The sequence below is a fragment of the Kitasatospora sp. NPDC086009 genome (assembly GCF_044540385.1).
In the GTDB taxonomy this organism is placed as follows: domain Bacteria; phylum Actinomycetota; class Actinomycetes; order Streptomycetales; family Streptomycetaceae; genus Kitasatospora.
Window position 1 is genome coordinate 464,747 of the sequence record NZ_JBITSA010000004.1, and the last position, 18,474, is coordinate 483,220.

Annotated in this window: 18 protein-coding genes and 3 pseudogenes; 16 read left to right on the forward strand and 5 right to left on the reverse strand. The window is 72.7% G+C overall.

All coding sequences use genetic code 11. The features are described from left to right. The first annotated feature begins 2 nt into the window (after positions 1–2). The 8 genes from ACIF6L_RS13930 (at position 3) to ACIF6L_RS13965 (ending at position 8,304) form a co-directional block, all read left to right on the forward strand. Positions 3–386, forward strand: a complete 384-nt coding sequence (locus tag ACIF6L_RS13930; RefSeq protein WP_359811710.1) for an ATP-binding protein — start codon at positions 3–5, stop codon at positions 384–386. Continuing rightward, positions 374–1,579, forward strand: coding sequence for an ATP-binding SpoIIE family protein phosphatase (locus ACIF6L_RS13935; protein ID WP_396488962.1), 1,206 nt, complete (start codon positions 374–376; stop codon positions 1,577–1,579). The genes ACIF6L_RS13930 and ACIF6L_RS13935 overlap by 13 nt, the downstream gene beginning before the upstream one ends. A 32-nt stretch (positions 1,580–1,611) precedes the next feature. Next, positions 1,612–3,366: an ATP-binding protein gene (locus ACIF6L_RS13940; RefSeq protein WP_396488960.1), complete on the forward strand. Its 1,755-nt coding sequence runs from the start codon at positions 1,612–1,614 to the stop codon at positions 3,364–3,366. After that, entirely contained in the window at positions 3,363–5,009 is a 1,647-nt protein-coding gene (locus tag ACIF6L_RS13945) for a SpoIIE family protein phosphatase (protein WP_396488959.1), read from the forward strand. Before ACIF6L_RS13940 ends, ACIF6L_RS13945 begins: the two co-directional genes overlap by 4 nt. A gap of 81 nt (positions 5,010–5,090) precedes the next feature. Further along, positions 5,091–5,444: an STAS domain-containing protein gene (locus tag ACIF6L_RS13950; RefSeq protein WP_396488957.1), complete on the forward strand. Its 354-nt coding sequence runs from the start codon at positions 5,091–5,093 to the stop codon at positions 5,442–5,444. A gap of 1,071 nt (positions 5,445–6,515) precedes the next feature. After that, positions 6,516–7,388: a hypothetical protein gene (locus tag ACIF6L_RS13955; protein WP_396488956.1), complete on the forward strand. Its 873-nt coding sequence runs from the start codon at positions 6,516–6,518 to the stop codon at positions 7,386–7,388. Between the two features lie 184 nt (positions 7,389–7,572). Next, positions 7,573–7,947 carry a hypothetical protein gene (locus ACIF6L_RS13960; protein WP_396488955.1) on the forward strand — a complete coding sequence of 125 codons (375 nt, stop codon included), beginning with the start codon at positions 7,573–7,575 and terminating at the stop codon, positions 7,945–7,947. 15 nt (positions 7,948–7,962) lie between these two features. Continuing rightward, positions 7,963–8,304 (forward strand): hypothetical protein, encoded by a 342-nt coding sequence (locus ACIF6L_RS13965; protein WP_396488953.1) that lies wholly within the window; start codon positions 7,963–7,965, stop codon positions 8,302–8,304. A 311-nt stretch (positions 8,305–8,615) separates the two neighbouring features. Here the strand turns inward: ACIF6L_RS13965 and ACIF6L_RS13970 are convergent, their stop codons facing one another. Further along, on the reverse strand, positions 8,616–9,047 hold the full coding sequence (locus ACIF6L_RS13970; RefSeq protein WP_396488952.1) for a hypothetical protein: 432 nt from the start codon (positions 9,045–9,047) through the stop codon (positions 8,616–8,618). Between the two features lie 307 nt (positions 9,048–9,354). Continuing rightward, the gene (locus tag ACIF6L_RS13975) at positions 9,355–9,465 is read right to left on the reverse strand and encodes a hypothetical protein (RefSeq protein WP_396488950.1); all 111 of its coding nucleotides are present in this window, start codon (positions 9,463–9,465) and stop codon (positions 9,355–9,357) included. Between the two features lie 790 nt (positions 9,466–10,255). Between ACIF6L_RS13975 and ACIF6L_RS13980 the strand changes: the two are divergent. From ACIF6L_RS13980 to ACIF6L_RS13990, 3 genes and pseudogenes are all read left to right on the forward strand, one after another. Then, a pseudogene (locus ACIF6L_RS13980) lies at positions 10,256–10,537 on the forward strand (helix-turn-helix domain-containing protein); the annotation flags it as partial. Between the two features lie 94 nt (positions 10,538–10,631). Continuing rightward, positions 10,632–11,150, forward strand: a complete 519-nt coding sequence (locus ACIF6L_RS13985; RefSeq protein WP_359811704.1) for a DinB family protein — start codon at positions 10,632–10,634, stop codon at positions 11,148–11,150. 319 nt (positions 11,151–11,469) lie between these two features. Next, positions 11,470–11,568 (forward strand): annotated as a pseudogene (locus ACIF6L_RS13990) (IS5/IS1182 family transposase); the annotation flags it as partial. A gap of 146 nt (positions 11,569–11,714) precedes the next feature. Here the strand turns inward: ACIF6L_RS13990 and ACIF6L_RS13995 are convergent. Beyond that, the gene (locus ACIF6L_RS13995; protein ID WP_396488949.1) at positions 11,715–12,155 is read right to left on the reverse strand and encodes an ester cyclase; all 441 of its coding nucleotides are present in this window, start codon (positions 12,153–12,155) and stop codon (positions 11,715–11,717) included. 80 nt (positions 12,156–12,235) lie between these two features. Between ACIF6L_RS13995 and ACIF6L_RS14000 the strand changes: the two genes are divergently transcribed. The 4 genes and pseudogenes from ACIF6L_RS14000 (at position 12,236) to ACIF6L_RS14015 (ending at position 15,166) form a co-directional block, all read left to right on the forward strand. Then, a complete protein-coding gene (locus tag ACIF6L_RS14000) occupies positions 12,236–12,883 on the forward strand; it encodes a TetR/AcrR family transcriptional regulator C-terminal domain-containing protein (RefSeq protein WP_396488948.1) in 648 nt (215 codons plus the stop codon). A 524-nt stretch (positions 12,884–13,407) separates the two neighbouring features. Beyond that, positions 13,408–13,760: pseudogene (locus ACIF6L_RS14005) on the forward strand (aldo/keto reductase); the annotation flags it as partial. Between the two features lie 624 nt (positions 13,761–14,384). After that, on the forward strand, positions 14,385–14,999 hold the full coding sequence (locus tag ACIF6L_RS14010; protein ID WP_396491046.1) for a hypothetical protein: 615 nt from the start codon (positions 14,385–14,387) through the stop codon (positions 14,997–14,999). Continuing rightward, entirely contained in the window at positions 14,996–15,166 is a 171-nt protein-coding gene (locus ACIF6L_RS14015) for a hypothetical protein (RefSeq protein WP_396491047.1), read from the forward strand. Before ACIF6L_RS14010 ends, ACIF6L_RS14015 begins: the two co-directional genes overlap by 4 nt. A 158-nt stretch (positions 15,167–15,324) precedes the next feature. On the opposite strand, the gene ACIF6L_RS14020 is transcribed toward ACIF6L_RS14015, so the two are convergent. Next, positions 15,325–15,795, reverse strand: coding sequence for a hypothetical protein (locus ACIF6L_RS14020; RefSeq protein ID WP_329485155.1), 471 nt, complete (start codon positions 15,793–15,795; stop codon positions 15,325–15,327). A 174-nt stretch (positions 15,796–15,969) separates the two neighbouring features. On the opposite strand from ACIF6L_RS14020, the gene ACIF6L_RS14025 reads away from it, so the two are divergent. After that, positions 15,970–16,698, forward strand: coding sequence for an SDR family oxidoreductase (locus ACIF6L_RS14025; RefSeq protein ID WP_396491048.1), 729 nt, complete (start codon positions 15,970–15,972; stop codon positions 16,696–16,698). A gap of 267 nt (positions 16,699–16,965) precedes the next feature. Here the strand turns inward: ACIF6L_RS14025 and ACIF6L_RS14030 are convergent, their stop codons facing one another. Next, a complete protein-coding gene (locus ACIF6L_RS14030) occupies positions 16,966–18,384 on the reverse strand; it encodes a non-reducing end alpha-L-arabinofuranosidase family hydrolase (RefSeq protein ID WP_396491049.1) in 1,419 nt (472 codons plus the stop codon). Between the last annotated feature and the right edge of the window lie 90 nt (positions 18,385–18,474).

Below are 18,474 nucleotides of genomic sequence, written 5' to 3' on the forward strand. Positions count from 1 at the left end.
GTATTCCGGTCCGGTCGAATGACGACGTGGTGCGGGCCCGGCAGTTGGTCCGCTCGCTGGCCCAGCGTTGCAAGCTCTCCCTGGTCGACCAGACGAAGCTGGTGACCGCCGCGAGTGAGTTGGCCCGTAACACCCTGGTCTACGGCGGGGGCGGGGTGATGCGGACCGGGCTGGTCCGGCGGGACATGCGTCTGGGTGTGGCGGCGGTCTTCGAGGACAACGGGCCGGGCATCGCCGACGTGGACCTCGCGCTGACCGACGGCTGGACCTCGGGCAGCGGGCTGGGTCTGGGTCTGAGCGGCGCACGGCGTCTGGTCGACGACTTCGTCCTGGACACCGAGGTCGGCCGCGGCACGCTGGTGTCGGTGATCAAGTGGGCCCGGTGAGTGCGGTGTTGCTGGGAACCGAGGACGTCGCCTGGTTCCGGGACGAGGATTCCATGCCGGCGGCGGCGCGCGGTGCCGCCGCCGCGCTGGCGCGCCGGATCGGCCTCGGTGACCAGCGGGCGGCCGAGGTCGCGCTCGCGGTGAGCGAGGCGGCGACCAACCTGTGCCGCCACGCCGTCGACGGTGCGCTGCTGTTGAGGGTGGTCCGTACCGCGACGGACGCCGGTCTGGAATTCGTGACCGTCGACGCGGGTCCTGGGATGGCGGACGTCTCGCGTGCGCTGACCGACGGGGTGTCGTCCGCGAGCACGCTGGGGATCGGGCTGGGTGCGATCTCCCGGTTGGCCGATACCTTCGACGTGCATTCGTTGCCCGGGCGGGGGACCGTGCTGGCGGCCCGGTTCTGGACGAGGGAGGCCGCGGCGGCGGCCCGGGTGGCGGGTGAGCCGGTGGTGGCGGGGTTGACGAGGGCGATCAGTGGTGAGGAGGTCTGTGGGGACGCGTGGGCGGCGCGGTCCCTGGCGGCGCCGGGGGACGGCCCGGGGGTGGCCGGTACCGACCCGGCCCCGCGTGGCGGCGCGGCCTCCCGCGTCTCCCTGAGCTGGGCGGCCCTGGCCGGCGTCGACGCCCCCGCGGCGCCGCGAACGGCGCCCGTGCGCGAGGAGAGGGGCGCCGCCCCGGATTCCGACGCCCTGCTCCTGATGTTCTGCGACGGCCTCGGACACGGGCCGCTGGCGGCCCGGGCATCCCGGGCGGCGGTCGACGCCTTCCACGCCTCGCGGGCGACCAGGCCGGACGCCGTGCTCGCGGACATCCACCGTGCGTTGAGCGCGGGTCGTGGTGGCGCGGTCGCGGTGGCGTTGATCGGGCCGTCGGCGGGGCGGGTGGTGTTCTGCGGGGTCGGGAACGTCAGTACCTTCGTCCTCGATCCGGCGACCGGCGGCCGGCGTTCGCTGCCCTCGGCGCCCGGTATCGTCGGCCACCACCTGCCGTCCCTGCGGACGATCGAGCAGGACCTGCCGCCCGGCAGCGCGGTGATCATGCATTCGGACGGGCTGACCGAACGGTGGCGACCGGCGGACCTGCCCGGACTGCTCGGACACATCCCGCTGGTGGCGGCGGGCCAGCTGCTGCGTGAGGCGGGCGTGCGTCGGGATGACGCGGGTGTGCTCGTGGCGAAGGGAGCGTGGTGAGCTTGCCGGGCGGTACGGGTACCGTCCATCTGATGACCATCTCGGTCGCCACCGAGCAGGACACCTTCGCGTTGCGGCGCTGTGGCCGGGCGGTCGCCGGGGTGTTCGGTATCGAGAACCAGGACCAGGTCAGGCTGGCCACCGCGCTCAGTGAGTTGGGGCGTGACCTGCTGACCGCGACCGCGTTGACGGTGGAGTTCGCCGTGACGGGCGGGGTTGCGGCGGCGTTGCAGGTGACGATGCGCTGGCAGGGCGGCCCGGGTCCGAGCCCGGAGGCGCTCGGTGCTGTCGCCCGCCTCGTCCAGGTCCGGCGGGGGGAGGGGCCGGCGGCGGAGTGTCTGGTCGTCGAGCAGCCGCTCCTCGCGTCCGGTGAGTCGCTGGCCGGTCTGATGGAAGGGGCACGTGAGGTGCTCGGCGCGCATGGCGGGTCGTCGGCGTCGGAGGACGCGCGGGCGCAGACCAGGGACCTCATCGCGGCGTTGGGGGAGTCCCGCGCCCAACGCGAGGAACTGCAGCGACTCAACGAGGAGCTGGGGGAGACCAATCGCGGGGTGGTGGCGCTCTACTCCGAGTTGTCGCAGGAGTTGGAGGAGACCAATCGCGGGGTGGTGGCCCTGTACGGGGAATTGGAGGAGAAGTCGCGTCAGCTCCGGGTGGCCAGTGAGGCGAAGACCAGGTTCTGGGCGAACGTCAGCCATGAACTGCGTACGCCCGTCAATTCCGTGGTCGGGCTGGCCGGGCTGTTGCTGGCGAGCGGCGCGGGGCGTCTCGACGAGGATCAGCGTGAGCAGATCGGGCTCATCTCGGCGTCCGGGAGCACTCTGCTGACGCTGGTGGACGAACTGCTGGACGTCGCGAAGGCGGAGTCGGGGCGGCTGGAGCCCGTCTGGGCCCGGGTGGATCTGCGGGCCCTGCTCGCCGAACTGCGCGGCACCCTGGGCGTGCGCGCCGGTAAGGGTGTGACGCTCGGCATCGCCGACCCGACGACGGTACCGGCGTTCGTCAGCGACGAGGTGATGCTCACCCGGATCCTTCGCAACCTGCTGTCCAACGCGCTGAAGTTCACCGAACGGGGCAGCGTCACGCTGGACGTGGCGCTGCGGGAGAGTCCGGAGGGCGAGGAACTGGTCCTCACCGTCGCGGACACCGGCGTCGGGATCCCGCAGGAACAACAGGAACGCGTCTTCGAGGAGTTCTACCAGGTGCGCGGCGCGCACCAGCGGGGCCGCTCCGGCACCGGCCTCGGCCTGCCCTACGCCCGCCGTCTGACCGGGCTCCTCGGCGGCACCCTGACGCTCACCAGCGGCCCGGGCGAGGGAACGCGTGTCGTGGTGCGGCTGCCGGTGCCGGGACCGCCGGTCGAAGACCCGCCGGCCCGTGTGGCGGTACTGGTCAGCGTCGACGACGACGAGGCCTACCGGGCGAGCGTCCGCCCGCTGCTCGGTGAACTGGCCGAGCGGATCGTCGAGGTCTCCGAGGGCGGCCGGGCCGTGGAGACTGTCCGGCGCGAGCGCCCGGACGCCGTCCTGCTCGACCTGCACATGCCGGACCTGGACGGGTACCAGGTCCTGGCGGAGCTGGCGGCGGACGCCGAGCTGTGCGCCGTCCCCGTCGTCGTGATCACCTCCGCGAGCACGGCCGGTCTGGAGCACGACCGGCTGGTCCACGCCCGCGCCGTCCTGGAGAAGGCCACCTTGAGGTCCCACCAGCTGGCCGCCGCCTTCGCGGCGCCCGCCCGAGGCAACCACCCCGGTGGGCCGGTCGCCGATGGACGGAGCGTCCGGTGAGCGCCGGTCCCGCCGCCGACGGCGCGGCCGCCACCATCCTGGTCCTGGACGACAACGACATCAACCGCTACCTCGTCCGGAGCTGGCTGGTGCGCGGCGGCCACACGGTGGTGGAGGCCGCGGACGGCACCGAGGGCCTCGCCCTGCTCGCGGCGGCCGGTGACCAGGACCTGCCCGAACTCGCCGTGGTCGACGTCCGGTTGCCGGACATGAGCGGGTTCGAGGTCTGCGAACGGATCAAGGCGGACCCCAGGACCGCGTCCGTCCCGGTCATCCACATCTCGGCCACCGCCATCGAGGTCGACGACCGCGCCCAGGGCCTGCACCGCGGCGCGGACGCCTACCTCACCGAGCCGATAGCCCCGTCCGAGCTGCTGGCGACCGTCACGGCGGCCCTGCGCTACGCCCGCGCCCGCCGTCGCGCCGAGCGGCTGGCCGCCCGGGTGGCGATCCTCAACCGCACCACGCTCGCCGTCCACGGGGTGAGCGGCGCGGAGGCCTTCACGTCGCGAGCGGCCGCCGGCACGGCCACCCTGATGTCCTCGCCTGCCGTCGCCCTCGCCCTCAGCCCGGACGAGCAAGCCCTGCAGGTGGCGGTCGTCGACCGGCCCGCCCCGGACGGCGCCACCACCGCCCCCCGCCTGAGCACGGCGGACGCGGGGCTCCTGGACCGGTTGACGGACCACGCGCTCGGCGACGCGACCGGCGCCGAGACCGCCGTCCTGTCCCGCGCGGAGTGGCACGCCCTGGCCGCGCGTCTGGACGCCGGGCTCACCGAGCTCCTGCCCGGGGAGGTCGCGGTGCTCCTGACCCGGACCAAGCACGGCCGGCCGCCGGTCGCGCTCGTGGTGGACGCGCCCGCGACCACCGGCCCCGACGACCGCGGGCTCTTCTCCCAGCTCGGCCAGGCCTGCGCACTGGCGCTGGAGGCGATGCGCGCCCGTAGTGAGGAGCACGCGCTCGTCCTCACCCTGCAGCGCACCTTCCTGCCCGACCGGCTGCCCGAGGTCGCCGGGGTGGACCTCGCCGTCCGCTACAAGCCCGCCGCCGACCACACGGAGATCGGTGGCGACTTCTACGAGGCGATCGAGACCCCGGCCGGCCTGCTGCTGGCGATCGGCGACGTGGCCGGGCACTCACTCAAGGCCGCGATGGTCATGGGCGAGCTGCGCCACGCGCTGCGGGCCTACGCGATCGAGGGGCACGACCCGCGGACCCTGCTGGAGCGGCTGGACGCGCTGCTCGTGCGCCTGCGGCCGACGATGACCGCCACCGTCTGCCTGGTGCTGGTGGAACCCGGCGGACGGCAAGTCCACATCGCCAACGCCGGCCACCTGCCGCCGCTGCTGCGCCTTCCCGACGGCTCCACCCGTTACCTCACCGAGCACGGGATCCTGCTGGGTCTGAACCTGCCGCACCCGCCGGCCGTCTCCCACGCCGTTCCGGCCGGTGCCACGTTGCTGCTGCTCACCGACGGTCTCGTGGAGGTGCCCGGTGAGGATCTCGACGAGAGTCTCGTCGCCCTCGGGCGTGCGGTGTCCGCCGCCGGGCAGGGGCTCGATGAGCTGTGCGACCAGTTGTTGGACGACTTCGGCAAGGCGAAGACGGACGACATCGCCCTTCTCGCAGCGAGAATCCACTGACCGTCCCGCACGAGCCGATCCGAGCCGGTGCGTACCGCACGGGCGTCCCCGGCTCCCGTTCCAGTCCTTCCAGGAGTTACGGTGCCCGACTTCGCGTTGGCCATGGCCGTCCACACCCATCCGTCGGGGGCGACGGTCCTCACCGTCACCGGGGAGCTCGACTACCACACGGCCCCGCGGCTGAGCCGGATGGTGGAAGGGCTGCCGCTGGCCGCCGCCGTCCCGCTCATCCTGGACGTCGGGGGCCTGTCGTTCTGCGACTCGATCGGGGTCTCGGCGCTGATCTCCGGCTACCAGCGCGCCACCGCGGCCTCGGCGCCGTTCGCCGTCGCGGGCGCGGGCCGGGACCTGACGCAGATCCTCCAGATCACCGGTATCGACCGGATCTTCGGCCTCTACGAGAGCGTGGACCAGGCCGTCGCGGCCTGCGGCTGACCGGGCCGGCCGCGGGGCCGGCGGCTGATGCGACAGGACAGGGAGCAGACCCGCCGGCACCCGGCCCGTCCGGTCGGCTACCCGGTGGCCGGGCCCACCGAACGCCGACCGGGACGACCAAGGCTTCACCCGCCCTCGATCGTCACCGCGCGCCGTTCCCGGAGCAGCCGCGTCGTCGACGCCCCCACAGGAGAGCGAGCGGCGCCGGCAGTCGGCGGGGCATTCGTACTGGCCGACGCACAGGCCGCGGGTGACGCGCACTCCGGGAGGCAGGAGCCTCGGCCGCCAGAGCCCGTTCGACTTCCACCGCGGCGGCCTCCTGGCGATGGAGGCCGCCGGTGTACTGCTCCCGCTCGCGCCGCAGCAAGGTCGACCGCGCCAAGGCCAACGCCCGCGTAGCAGCAGCCGGCCCCGCTGTGCCGGCGGTTCCAGCATCCACCGGAACCCGGTCGGCTGCGGCCGCGCCCATTGCAACGGCCGCTGCACGTGGCCCGGCCGCGACTGCTGCACCTGGCCCGGCCGGTGCACCCTCCGCCCCGCCGGCCGACGACGACCGCTGGGGCGAGGACGGACACCACCTCCCCGTCAGAGGAGTCGTTGGTTCCTTCGTCCCGCCACCACACGAGCAGGTCGACGCCCGTGGGGGAACGGCGCAGCCAGTCCTGCCACTGCTCGCCCCAGGGCCCTCAGCGATGGGTCCACTGGTGCGCCGCCTCCTTCACCGGGGCCTCGTCCGGTGGCGGCACGGCCTCGGGCGTGTCTGCGGTCTCGGGCCCCGTGCTGGTCGTCCTGCGCCATCGCCACTCCACGACCGCACCCCCGGCTCTGTCTCGACAACGGTCCGGCCTGACGACAGCGGACTGCCGGCGGGCGAACCCGACGATCGTAGAGGCGCTCCCGGACACGCGCCCGGATGATTCGCGCGGGTCCCGCCCCGGGACCGGACCGGTGTACCAAAGGGGCACCGAGCCGGGGAGAGCCGGCGCATGAGCGGGACAAGATTGCCGCTAGAGTGCTCGCCGCAGATGTGGGTGGACCGCGAGGGCGCCTCGGCGGTCGGAAGGGGGAGGCGTGGTCGAGATCGTCGTCACACAGGAGGCCGGGCGGCGCTGGGACGCCGTCGCCGACGAGGTGCGGGCGGTGGCGACGGGGCTGGCCGAGCGGGTGGGGAGGCGAACGGGCCTCGGGCTCGGGCCCGAGCTCCACGTCCGGCTGCTCAACCCGGACGCCTATGCCCTGGCGCACGAGGCGCACGAGCGGCGGGTCAACGAGGCCTTGCTCGCGAGCGACCTGCTCTACGCGATCCCGGACCAGGCGCGTCGGCTGCGGCTGGAGGCGGACCTCCGCCGCGCCGACGGCTCGTACTCCGGCGGAAACCGGAAGTTCGGCTGTCTGCCGTCCAGTCGGGCGGTCCCGGGGACCGACGGCGGCTCCACGATCCTGCTGGTCCCGGCACTGCTCCGGCGGAGTGCCGGGACGGTGAGCCGGGACGCCCTCCGGTCGGTCCTCGCCCACCAGCTCGTCCACCAGGCGCAGTTCGCACTGTGGGGGCCGTCGCTGAGTATGGACCTGCGGGCCGCGCACCTGGTCCATCGGGCCACGCGCGCCGCCGTCGAGGAGTTCCGGAGCCTGAGCGCCGTACTGGAGGGCCACGCACGATTCACGACCAGGGAACTGCTCGCGGCCGACTACGTCGAGGAACGGAAGGCCGGCCGCCTCCTGCGTCTGCTGTGGGGACCGAACCGGGGTCTGGCAGTGTATGACCGCGGCGAGGACTGCGTACGGAAGGCGGTGGAGTACGGCGTCACCGACCTGCTGCTCCGCCTTCGGGCCGATCCGACGCTGGTCCCGGACCGCCGGGAGCTCCTGGACCCCGATGGCTGGGTCGCCCGTCTCACGACGGCGGACGAGCCGGTGCGTCAGGAGCCGGCCGGCCCGGCCTGAGCGACGGGGTGCGGGTCGGCTGGAGCGTTGCCGCACCGGGGGCCTGCGGGCGGGGGCGACGCACCGCGAAGTCCACCGCCGGCCCGCCTGGGCCGCACACGCGGTGCGAAGCGCCCCCTCGCACCGAGGTCCTTGCGGCCCTGACCGTCCGCGTCGAGCGCGGCGAGACCTCGGTGCGAGGCCGGTGGATCATCGATCTGCCGACGACACCCACCGAGGCAGGCTCGACGAGAGCGCGGTCAGCCGTGGGCTCCCGGCCCTCGCTCGCGGCCACGAGCCCACCCGCCGGGCCCTCCTCCAGCGGCTCGGGCCGTCGGCGCCCGTGCGGGCCGCCGACGTCGGTCAACTGTCCGTACCACGTCGGCTGTCCGGGGTCCTGGCCCCCCGCACCCCGCCCATCCACCAGCGAAGACTCCTGCGGACACCGGGCCTGCGGCTGCACGCCCGATCCGGCCACCCCGAGCAGGCGGACGGTCAGCTGCGGCGGGTGTGGCGGCGGCTGAGGAGCACCGCGCCGCCGCCCAGGGCGGCGCCACCGGCCGAGATGGCGATGGTCTGAGAGGTGTTGCCACCGGTGGTGGCGAGGCTCTCGGACGGCGTGGTGGAGACCGGCGCGACGGTCGGGTTACCGACCGGCCCCCCGTCGGTGGGAGTCGGCAGTGGGGCCGAGGAGGCTGTACTGGGGCTCGCCGCGGTGGTCGGTTCAGCAGACGGCGAGATCGAGGCCGATGGGCCGGCGCTGGTGGTCGGGGTGACCGTGGCAGTGGGCGACTGCGAGGTCGACGGTTTGACCGTGGCGGTGGCGGTGGGGCTGGGGCTGGTCGGCGGGGTCGGCTTGCACGGCTTGCCGCCGTTCCCCGCCGTGATCAGGGCCGGGGGAAGACCGCATTGGGGGATGTCGGCAGCGGCGCGCTGACACCGTCGTACTTCTTGTCATTGCTGTACAGATCGATCCGGCCGACTCGAAGAGCACATCCGCTTGCTTGTACAGACACTCATAGCACTCAACCCGAAAGCGGGACAAGATGCCCAACGCGTCACCTACGGGCGCCTCGACGGGAAGACTCATGGGCGGCGGCCGTTCTCTCGTGCTTCCTGACTCGACATCTCGAAGCGTGGAGAACGGCCGCCTCTGCTGTCCCGGAAAGAACCGCAGATCAGCAGGTCGGGTGACCAGCGAGGTTGAACGCCAAGCTCAGTACCTGCCCGGCCCCGGTCGGGACCGGGTCACCAGCACGACCGCGGGTCTTGTACGCGCTCTGGTGAGTGCTGGTCCTCGCCCCTACCCAGGCCGGTCCGCACCAGGAAGCCCGGGTCCGCTTCCCACAACGGGGCAGCAGTGTGCACCCGCTGGGTGCCGGGGATGCCCACCTCGACGAGGACCCCCTCGCTGAACATCCACAGACCGAACAGGTCGTCGTCCTCGTCGTGGAGCATGACCTGCACGCAGGCGGGCTCGTTCCACGGCAGGGACTCCAAGTCCCTGAGTACCCCGCGCCGCCGGTTCCACCGCTCGAACTCGATGTGCCAACCCCCTACAAACCAGGGAATCTGCACGAAGCAGCCGTGCCAGGTGCGAGCCTCGTCCGGCCGCGTCAGCGGCTCCATCACCTCGTCCTCGTACCGCGCCAACACGATGACCTGCGCCATTCTGCTCATACCCACATGTCACACCGTGCCGGGTCCCGAGGCAATCGATTTGGGACCCGGAGCCGTCGGGGATCCTTCCGTACGCGGAGTCCGCCGCCCAGGACTTGTCCGGCCGGTCATCCTCGGAGCCAGATGGTGAGGGCTGCCACAGTGGCTGTGCCGAGGTAGACGTAACAGCGTTCGTCGTAGCGGGTGGCGACGGCTCGGTGCTGCTTGGGGAAACTCATAGGCAGTGGCCGTTCTCCGGCTTCTTCGTGACTCGACATCTCGAAGCGTGGACGACGGCCACCTTCGCTGTCCCAGGAAGAACCGCAGATCAGCAGGTCGAGTGACCAGCGAGGTCAGACAACTCGATGTTCACGGCGATGGCCGTGAGTACATGTCGCACGTGGGCCTTGGACTGGCCTCGGTAGCGGCAACGGCGCATGCCGTGTCGATGGGCGAACTCGTTGATGGTGCCCTCGGGGAAAGCCCACGTTCCGGGCGCCCTCGCGGGAGTTGGTGCAGCGGGGGCGGTCCGGGCACGGCTGGCACTGGCCCTTGGTGAACCGCGCCACGATCGGGGGTCCCGCGGTGGGTGAGGAGGTCGGATAGGGACCGTGCCAGCCCTGGCTGACCTGCCCTTGGGGGCAGGTGACTTGTCGGAGGTCGAAGTCGATGTCGAAGTCGTCCCGGTCGAAGCCCTCGTTCCTGCGGTGCTGGCGGGTGGGGTTGCCCGGTAGCGGCCCGGTGACGGTGACCTGGTGTTCGCGGGCGGCTCGCTCCAGGTGGACCCGCTGATCACCCAGCCCACTCGGAGATCACCAAGATCACCGACAGAGTCAAGCCAAGGCCTCGCGCCGAATGCTGCCGATCACCCGTTCGCAGTGGGCGTTCATCCGGGGAACCCGCGGTGTTCTCGTGAGGATCTCCATCTCCTCGGCCTCGAAGACGGCGTCGAAGGTCTGCCCGTACGTGTCGCCGCGGTCACGCGGTCACGCGGCTGGAAGCGCAGGGACTCCGTGCGCCTGCCGGGGTCGCCGGCCGTGTTCCGGGCCTGTTGCACCGCCCGGTACCGGGTGGGGTGGGAGGGGACGCCGGCGATGTGCGAGCGCCGGGTACCGTGCTCGAGGAACGCGAGCGCGTGCAGGCGCTGGCCGAGCACCGTGTCAACACACGCTGTTCGGTGTCGATGCTGTAGCGGCTCAAAGGGGTCTGCCTCCAGAATCGGCGCAAGCTATATCGCCGAGGTGACGTTCACCGGCGCGGACCGGGTCCGCGACGCGATCCACAACTTCACCACGGACGGCTTCGACTCGCTCCGCCTAAATATGAGGGCGGACGGCCCAGGACCTTCACCCTGCCCGAGCGTTCGGGGGATCAGAGAGGCCGCCAAATCCAAGCAGGCCGAACACGGCCTGCCCTTCTCGACCTGGAGCCTGGCCGAGCTGGCCGAGTTCCTGGTCGCCGAGGGCGTGGTCGACGACGTCAGCCACGAGGGCCTGCGCACACGATGGCGTCCTTCGTCCTCACGATCCTTTCTCTCGCTTCCCAGGTCCGCAACGACGGCGGCGCAAGGCAAGTGATGTGACACCCCGTGGCAGACTCGACGCCATGATCACCCCCCTGTCCGAGCCCAGCACGCGACTCTCCGACCCCGGCACCCTGCTGCTGGACTACCTCGACTACTACCGCTCCGTGATCGGAGCCAAGATCGAGGGACTGGCCGACGAGGAGCTGCGCACCAGCCGCCTCCCCTCCGGCTGGACGATGCTCGAACTCCTCAAGCACCTCGTCCACATGGAGCAGCGCTGGCTGCGATGGGGATTCCGCGCCGAGCCGGTCCCGGCCCCCTGGGGCGACCGCGGTCCGGAGGACCGCTGGCACGTCACCCCGCAGGAGAGCGCCGCCGACCTCCTCACCGCCCTGCGTGCCGGTGGCGAGTACACCCGGGCCGTCGCCTCGGGAACGCCCCTGTCCGCCGTGGCCGCAGCCGGCGGCCGCTTCCCCGACGACGGCACCGAGCGCCCCACCCTGGGCTGGATCCTGTTCCACGTCCTCCAGGAGTACGCCCGCCACGCGGGCCACCTCGACGTCGTCCGCGAACTCACCGACGGCGCCACCGGCGAGTGACACCCGCGCACGGGAAGTCGGCCCCGCCGACTTCCCGTGCGACCGCCTACCTGGCTGCCGCGCTGCCGCATCAGGCAACGTTTGCCCAGGCGACGACCGCGCGCAGGCGTTCGCCGGCGGTGTGCCTGCCGCAATGGGGACGCTGGCGGCAACGCCACCCCGATCTACTCGGACAAGGCCGCAACCTACGGATGGAGTTTTCGGCACCCATGGTCGGACGCCTGGTCAGGATCTGCTTGAAGTCCAATTCCCACGGGCTGGAGCATCCCCAGTTCGGCGGCTTCTGGGCATATCGGCAATCCCGCACTATGCCGTCATCATGACGGATCGTCGACCGTATCCGAGCGACCTGTCCGACGCCCGGTGGGCCCTCGTCGAGCCCACCCTGACCGCCTGGCACCAGGCTCGAACCGAACGGGCCCTCGCGTTCGGCCGACCCCCCCGAGCATGAGCTGCGGGACCTTGCGGAATTCTTCTCCGCCCCGGCCCCACCGGCACGAGGCCCGATCGTCGCGTCGCCCCGCGCCACGTCGGGTGCCGCACCGCCCGGCGGATCGGCCCCCCTCAGTCCGTGGTGGGCCAGTCCCAGCCGAGCTGCAGGAAGAGGCCGAGCCGGTCGGAGACGCCGCGGATCTCGCTGATCCGGCCGTGGGTGAGGGTGAAGACGAAGATCGCCTCGTTCTCGAAGCCGCGGCCGGTGGGGCTGGGCATCCGGGGATGGCTGCCGGAGCTGACACCGGTCTGGGTGATCCGGGCGACGACCGAGTCGCCCTCGGCGATCAGCGCGTCGACCCGGGCGCGGTACGGGGCGAGAGCGGTGAGCTGGGTCTCGATGGCCGCGAAGGCCGCGCCCGGCTCATCGGGCTCGCCGTGGATGATCTTGTTGTGGTCGACCACGTCGGCCGCGAGATAGTCCCCCAAGTCCCCGATCCGCACCTCGTTGAGTGCGTCGAAGAACTCCCGGACGAGCTTCTTGTTCTGTTCCACGGTCAGGGCGGAGGTCATGTTCCCGGCTCTCTCTTACGCTGTAAGGATCGATCTGGGGATACCCTGTCCTTACGGCGTAAGAATGTCAAGGAGGGCCAATGGCGACGACCGGCAGGCGGGTGGGACTCACCCGCGACAGGGTGCTGCGCACCGCACTGGAAGCGGCGGGCCGGGAGGGTGTCGAGAAGCTGTCCATGCGCCGGCTGGGTGCCGAGCTCGGCGTCGAGGCCATGACGCTGTACCACTACGTCCCCAACAAGGCCGCCCTGCTCGACGGCCTGGTGGAGCTGGTGCTCTCCGCCGTCCGGCCGTCCTTCGAGGGCCCCGCCGACCAGTGGCCGCAGCGGTTGCGGGAGTTCGCCGTGGCCCTCCGGGCCGAACTGCTGCTCCATCCCGGGGTGATCGCCCTCGTCGCCACCCGGCCGGTGCGCTCCTCGGCCGCACTGCGCGCGGCGGAGGACGCCGCAGCCGCCCTCGGCCGCGCGGGGATCCCGCCGGTCCGAGCGCTGCGCATCGTCAACGCGGTGAGCACCCTGGTGCTGGGGCACTGCCTCGCGGAGGCCGCCGCCACGCCGGGGCACGAGGACGAGCCGACCGATGTCGACGTGGACGCGGCGCGGTTCCCGGTCCTGGCGGCCGCGGTGGCCGGCGGCCTCGGGACCCCCGCCGACCACCAGGCGCGCTTCGACCTCGCGCTGGACGCCCTGCTGACCGGCCTGCCGGTAGGAGCCGACGAGCGCCGTTGAGCGGCCGCGACCGTCGGCCCTGGGGCGCCCCGGGGAACGGGGTTCTCGTCCGGACGGGTGGCCGTCGGCATGACCCCGGGCGGGTCGGGCAGACGGACGTCACCTGCCCGACTCCTCTCCCGGAGGTGCACATGTCCACTGCCATGGTGCTGCTGGTCGTGCCGCTCATCGTCGCTGCCCTCGTGACCGCGTTCGCGCCCCCCGGTAACCACCGAGGGGCCGGCCCCCGGCCGGCGCGCCGAGCCGGGGACCGCCGCCCGCGCCACGCCCGTTCCTAAGGGTCGCCCGCGCTGTGCCGGGGGGCGGGGGGGGGGGGGGGGGGGGCCCGCCCGCCCCCCCCCCCCCCGCCCCCCCCCGCGGCCCCCCCCCCCGCCGCGGCCCCCCCCCCCCCGCCCGCGCGGGCGCCCCCCCCCCCCCCCGCGCGGGCGCGCGCGGCGGCGCGGCGCCGGGGGGGGGGGGCGGGGGGGGCGCCCCCCCCCCCCCCCCCCCCCCCCCGCCCCCCCCCCCGGCTCGGTTCTGCACGGATGCCGCCGACGGCCCGGTCCCGTCCGTCCTCCCCGTTCGACCCGGACCCCCAGCTCGGCTTCGGCGTCTTCCAGGTCCCTGACGACGAGACCGCCACAGCGGTCTCCCGTGCCCTGGGGCCGGCTACCGCGGCATCGACACCGCCGTGAACTACGGCAATGAGACCGGCGTGGGCCGGGCCCTGGCCTCCGGCGGCGTGCCGCGCGAGGAACTGTTCGTCACCACCAAGCGGTGGAACGCCGACCAGGGCCAGGACGCCACGCTGCGCGCCTTCGACGCCAGCCTCGCCAAGCTGGGCCTGGAGTACGTCGACCTGTACCTCATCCGCTTCCGGCTGACCGACGAGGACATGACGGGCATCGGCGCCACCGACCGCGACCTTCGCACCGGCCCGCACCCGGACCAGTTCAACTGAGCCGGGCCCGTCGCCCGCGTCGCCCCCGCCCCCGCGGAGCCGGCGGGGGCGACGCGTGTGCGCCTCCGTGCCGTGGCTTCTCGCCCCGACCGCCGAGGTCGTCCCGGCGTTCCTCAGGGCGGTACTCACCTGCTGCGGGCGCCGCGGGCTCGCCCGTCCCTCCTCGACCACGGCGCGCCACGCCGATGACGTGCCGTCGGCTCTGCTGCCCGACGCGTGCGCGGCCGGGGCGTGGCGCACGGTCGAGGGCGGCATCGAGGCGACCGCGTTCCACTCCCTCCACTCCCTGCCGGACGACGCGAGGGCCGACCCGCCGCCGCGCACAGTCATCGGCCGGCCGGCCCGCCCGCGGACCGGGAGCCGCGGGTCAACCGCCGTCACGACCACGGGTGGCCCGAGCCTGGTACGGCGCCGGGGTCGGCATCCCCCGTGGTTCGAAGCCCAACTCCCGAAACGGAGGCGGAAGTCGGCCGACCAGATGCTCCGTCAGCCGGTCGCGCGAACGCGTTGCCGGGCGACCGGGCCGCCCGCGAGAATGGGGGCGAGGCGGGAGGTGCCGGGATGCTGCGGATCATCGTGCGGTGCTGTGCGGCCCTGCTCGGTGTGGCGGGGTTCTGGGCGGGGATCGATCTGGCGGGGGAGCCCTACCGGGACACCGTGCGGTTCCGGCACGCCGCGGCCTGTCCCGTCGCGACGACGGACGGCGCCGGGTCCGGCGGGGGAGCGGCGGCGGACGAGGGTCGCGGCTGCATCGGGCACGAGACCGGCCGGGTGGTGGACAAGGACACCTCCACCCGCACCACGACCACGGGCAGCACCGACACCTCGTCCACGACCACGGAGACCGTCTACGAGCTTTCCGTCCGGCGCGCCTCGGGGGCGGTCGAGCGGATCGAGGTCGACTCCGCGCTGTACGACGGGGCCGACCGGGAGGCCGCGGCCGACCTGGAGACGTGGTACGCCGAGGTCGTCGGCATCACGGTCGCCGGCCGGCACCACCGGGCGCCGCCCTCGGCCTCCGGTCGGCTGCTGTGGGACCTCCTGCTCGCCTGGTCGGGGCTGGGCTGCTGCTGTGGGCCGTGTTCGGCGGGGGGCGGGCGATCACCTTCTTCGGGATCATGGGTCACCGCGCGTTCGCCTGGGTGTGGTTCGCGGTCTGGACCCTCTGGCCGGTGACCGGGCTGCTGACGGGCCGTGGTGCGTCCTGGCTCGCGTTACTGCTCTCGGCGGTGTTCTGGCTGTTCGGTGCGGTGATCGCCGTGGTCTTCTTCCGGAACGACGGCTTCCGGCTCCGCGCCCACCGGCTCCGCGCCTACCGGCTCCGCGCCCGCCGCCTCCGTTGACTGGCCGTCCCTCCCGGTCGAACCGCCGCGCCACCGCCCGCCGTCGCGGCGGCGAGGACGACGGCTCAGACGATGAGGGCGGGCCGGATCGGGCGACGGGCGAAGCGTGGGGTCACCTGGAGACCACAGGAGTGCGGCCGTCGGTCCGCGCCCAGGCGCTACGGTTCGTCCCTGCGGGTCAGGGCCAGGATGCTGCCCGTGAGCCCGATGACGAGGAGGGCGACGGCGATGCTGATGCCGCCGGTGCGCTGCCAGTAGACGTCGCTGAGGTCGATGAGGTTGGCGGTCTCGTCGATGACGAGGGCTGCGCCGATGCCGTAGGCCAGGCCCATCCAGGTGCGCCAGCGCGGTGAGCGCTCCACCAGGCCCAGCGCTCCGACGATCATGAGGATCAGGATGCCCCACACGTAGTGGTGGATGTGGACACCCCCCGCCGAGACGTTGCCCACGCCGGCGGCGTCGATGTGGATCAGCCAGGTCAGCAGTCGCAGGAAGGCGAACGTGAGGGTGAATCCCCACCACGCCAGGACCAGCCCGCGGCGGGTCGGTGAGACCTCGCGCCAGCGCCGGGGGCGGCGACGGTCCGGCTTGGGCGGGGAGTCCTGGTCCTGCTCCGTGGGTGCGTCCATTCGCAGACCCTAGCTCCCGTCCCCGGAGACGGGCTCTACGGCGAGCCGGGAGTCGTGGTGGAACCCGGTCGTGGCTCCGCACTCGGCGGCCGGCGGGGCCCGCTGGGCGGAACGGATCGACGCCGCGGCTAGGCTCACCCTTGATCCACTGAGAGCGTCGAAGGAGGTGCGGGCATGGGTCTCGCCGGGAGGACCGTGGTGGTGACCGGCGCGGGGCGCGGGTTCGGAAGGGCGTTCGCGGTGCACGCCGGCCGGATGGGTGCGCGCCTGTTCGTCTCCGCCCGCACGCCGGCCGCCGCGCGGAAGACGGCCGCGGAGGTGGCGGCCGACAGCGGTGCCCAGGTGGACGCGTTCGCCTGCGACCTGGCCGACCCGGCCACGGTGCGGGGCTTCGCGGAGGGGGTCGCCGCGCGAACGGCCCAGGTGGATGTGCTGGTCAACAACGGCGCCCGATACCTGCAAGGCCCTGACCTGTGGGACGCCGACGACGAAGCGATCGCCGACACCGTCGCCTCCGGAGCCACCGGCACCCTGCTGACGGTCAAGCACTTCCTGCCCCTGCTGCGCGCTTCGGCGGGCGCGGACGTGGTCAACCTGGTCTCCTCGGCCGCGGAAGCGAGGAACCATCGGTCGCAGGCGCATCCCGCGTTCTACGCGGCCAAGGCCGCCCAGGCCGGATTCGCGGACGTCCTCTCCCATCGGCTCCGCCCCGAGGGCATCCGCGTGATCTCGCTCTACCCGCCGGACTTCACGGACGGCGACCCGCTCCACCCCCGCTGGGACGACGCCTCCCGGACCACGGACGACCCGTTGACCGCGCGGTCCGTCCTCGACTGCGTCCTCTTCGCGATCGGCCAGCCGCGCGACTGCTTCATCCGTTCCTTCCACTTCGAGCAGCTGTAGAGCGGCACTTCGAGACTTCGAGTGGCCGTGGGGCGCCGTCGGGTCGCCGCGCAGCGGGCCCCGGCCGAGCGCGCCGTCCGTGCGGCGCGGTCCGCACCCCCCGCCGACGGTCCGCGAAGGGAGGGACCCCGGCCGACGTACGGCCGGGGTCCCTCGGGCCGGTCAGAAGCGGTCAGGAGCGGTCAGCAGGCGGAGGTGCCGGTGCCGAGGGAGGAGCGTCCGGGCACCGCCGGCCGCACGCGCCCGAGTTCACCGGGGGCGGGTCGGTCAGTGCTGCAGGGTGAGGACACCCGGCCGCCACGGCAGCTGGTCGTAGGGGCCGCTCGCGCTGGGGGACTTGCCCTGGTAGAGGAACTGCAGGTTGCAGGGGTCGACGGTCATGGTCTGGTCGGGGTTGTTGCGGACGAGGTCCCCGTGGCTGATGTCGTTGGTCCAGGAAGCGCCGCTGTTGGCCTTGCCCGCGAAGGGGTTGCTCTCGGTGGCGGCCTGCGGGGTCCAGGAGCCGTTCAGACTGGTGGCGGTGAAGGAGCGGAAGTAGCGCTGCTCGTTCGCGCCCCGGGCCTCGACGATCATGAGGTACTGGTTCCGGCCCTGGACCTTGTACACCTGCGGTGCCTCGAAGAGGTTCTTCACCGTGTCGCTCATGACCGTCGTGTAGGAGGCGCCGAAGTTGCCCGGGAAGTTCCCGATCGGCATGCTCGCCCGGTAGATGCTGCCGTTGTCACCGGCGAAGAACAGGTACATGTTCTGGTCGTCGGCGATCAGGGTCTGGTCGATCGGGGCGGCGCCCGGGATGCCGCCGGTGAACAGCGGCTGCGGCGCGGACCAGCCGTTGGGGTTGGTCGGGTCGCTCGACGTGCGGTAGATGAAGGGCCACGCGCCCCACTGGTACGCCAGCACCCAGATGTTCTTCGGGGCGAAGTAGAACAGCGTGGGTGCCACCGCGTTCTGGTTCATCCCGGTCTGCCCGGCCGACGCCATGCCCGACCAGTCGGTGAACGGAGCGAACGCCATCGAACCGTACGAGGAACCCGACACGTCCGAGGCGTAGACGAGGTGCTTGCCGTTGTACGTCACGGTGGTGAAGTCCTTCAGCGCGCCCCACCCGTTCGCCGGCTGCGCCAGCACGCCCGTCGACGACCAGCGGTACGTCGAGGGGAGGGGGCAGGTGCCGCCCGGCGTCGTCCCGGACAGGCCGGTCCACTTCTGGTTGGCGGCGCCGGTGCATGTCCAGATCCCCACGGCCGTGCCGTTGGCCGTGCCGGCGCCGGTGACGTCCAGGCACAGCCCGGACTCCACGCCGACGATCGTGCCGTCGGAGTTGACCCGCCACTGCTGGTTCGCACCGCCGCTGCAGGTCCAGATCTGCACCTTGGTGCCGGCCGTGGTGGCGTGGCCCGGAACGTCCAGGCACTTGTTGCCGTACACGGTCAGCTGGTTGGTGGACGTCGACGTCCACTGCTGGTTGGTACCGCCCGAGCAGTCGTAGATCTGCAGGGACGTGCCGTCGGCCTGGCCGGCGTTCTGCACGTCGAGGCACCGGCCGGAACCGGCACCGCGCACGGCGCTGCCGGTGGCCGCCTGTGCCGGGTTGGCGACGAGCATCGCGGCCAACGCCACCATGGCCGCGAGCACGGCGGTGAGCACCACCGACAGGTGCCCGCGACGGGAATTCCGTCTGCGCATGGGAGACCTCTTTCGTGAAGGGAGGGAGTTGTCACACGGCCTTGTCATCGCTCACCTGTGCGCGCCGCCGTGAGGGCGCGCATCGAGCGT

Coding starts and splice junctions, on each gene's coding strand:
- ACIF6L_RS13940 (WP_396488960.1), top strand. CDS start 1,612: ATGACCATCTCGGTCGCCACCGAGCAGGACACCTTCGCGTTGCGGCGC.
- ACIF6L_RS13970 (WP_396488952.1), bottom strand. CDS start 9,047: ATGAGCAGAATGGCGCAGGTCATCGTGTTGGCGCGGTACGAGGACGAG.
- ACIF6L_RS13975 (WP_396488950.1), bottom strand. CDS start 9,465: ATGCGCCGTTGCCGCTACCGAGGCCAGTCCAAGGCCCACGTGCGACAT.
- ACIF6L_RS13985 (WP_359811704.1), top strand. CDS start 10,632: ATGATCACCCCCCTGTCCGAGCCCAGCACGCGACTCTCCGACCCCGGC.
- ACIF6L_RS13995 (WP_396488949.1), bottom strand. CDS start 12,155: ATGACCTCCGCCCTGACCGTGGAACAGAACAAGAAGCTCGTCCGGGAG.
- ACIF6L_RS14000 (WP_396488948.1), top strand. CDS start 12,236: ATGGCGACGACCGGCAGGCGGGTGGGACTCACCCGCGACAGGGTGCTG.
- ACIF6L_RS14010 (WP_396491046.1), top strand. CDS start 14,385: ATGCTGCGGATCATCGTGCGGTGCTGTGCGGCCCTGCTCGGTGTGGCG.
- ACIF6L_RS14020 (WP_329485155.1), bottom strand. CDS start 15,795: ATGGACGCACCCACGGAGCAGGACCAGGACTCCCCGCCCAAGCCGGAC.
- ACIF6L_RS14025 (WP_396491048.1), top strand. CDS start 15,970: ATGGGTCTCGCCGGGAGGACCGTGGTGGTGACCGGCGCGGGGCGCGGG.
- ACIF6L_RS14030 (WP_396491049.1), bottom strand. CDS start 18,384: ATGCGCAGACGGAATTCCCGTCGCGGGCACCTGTCGGTGGTGCTCACC.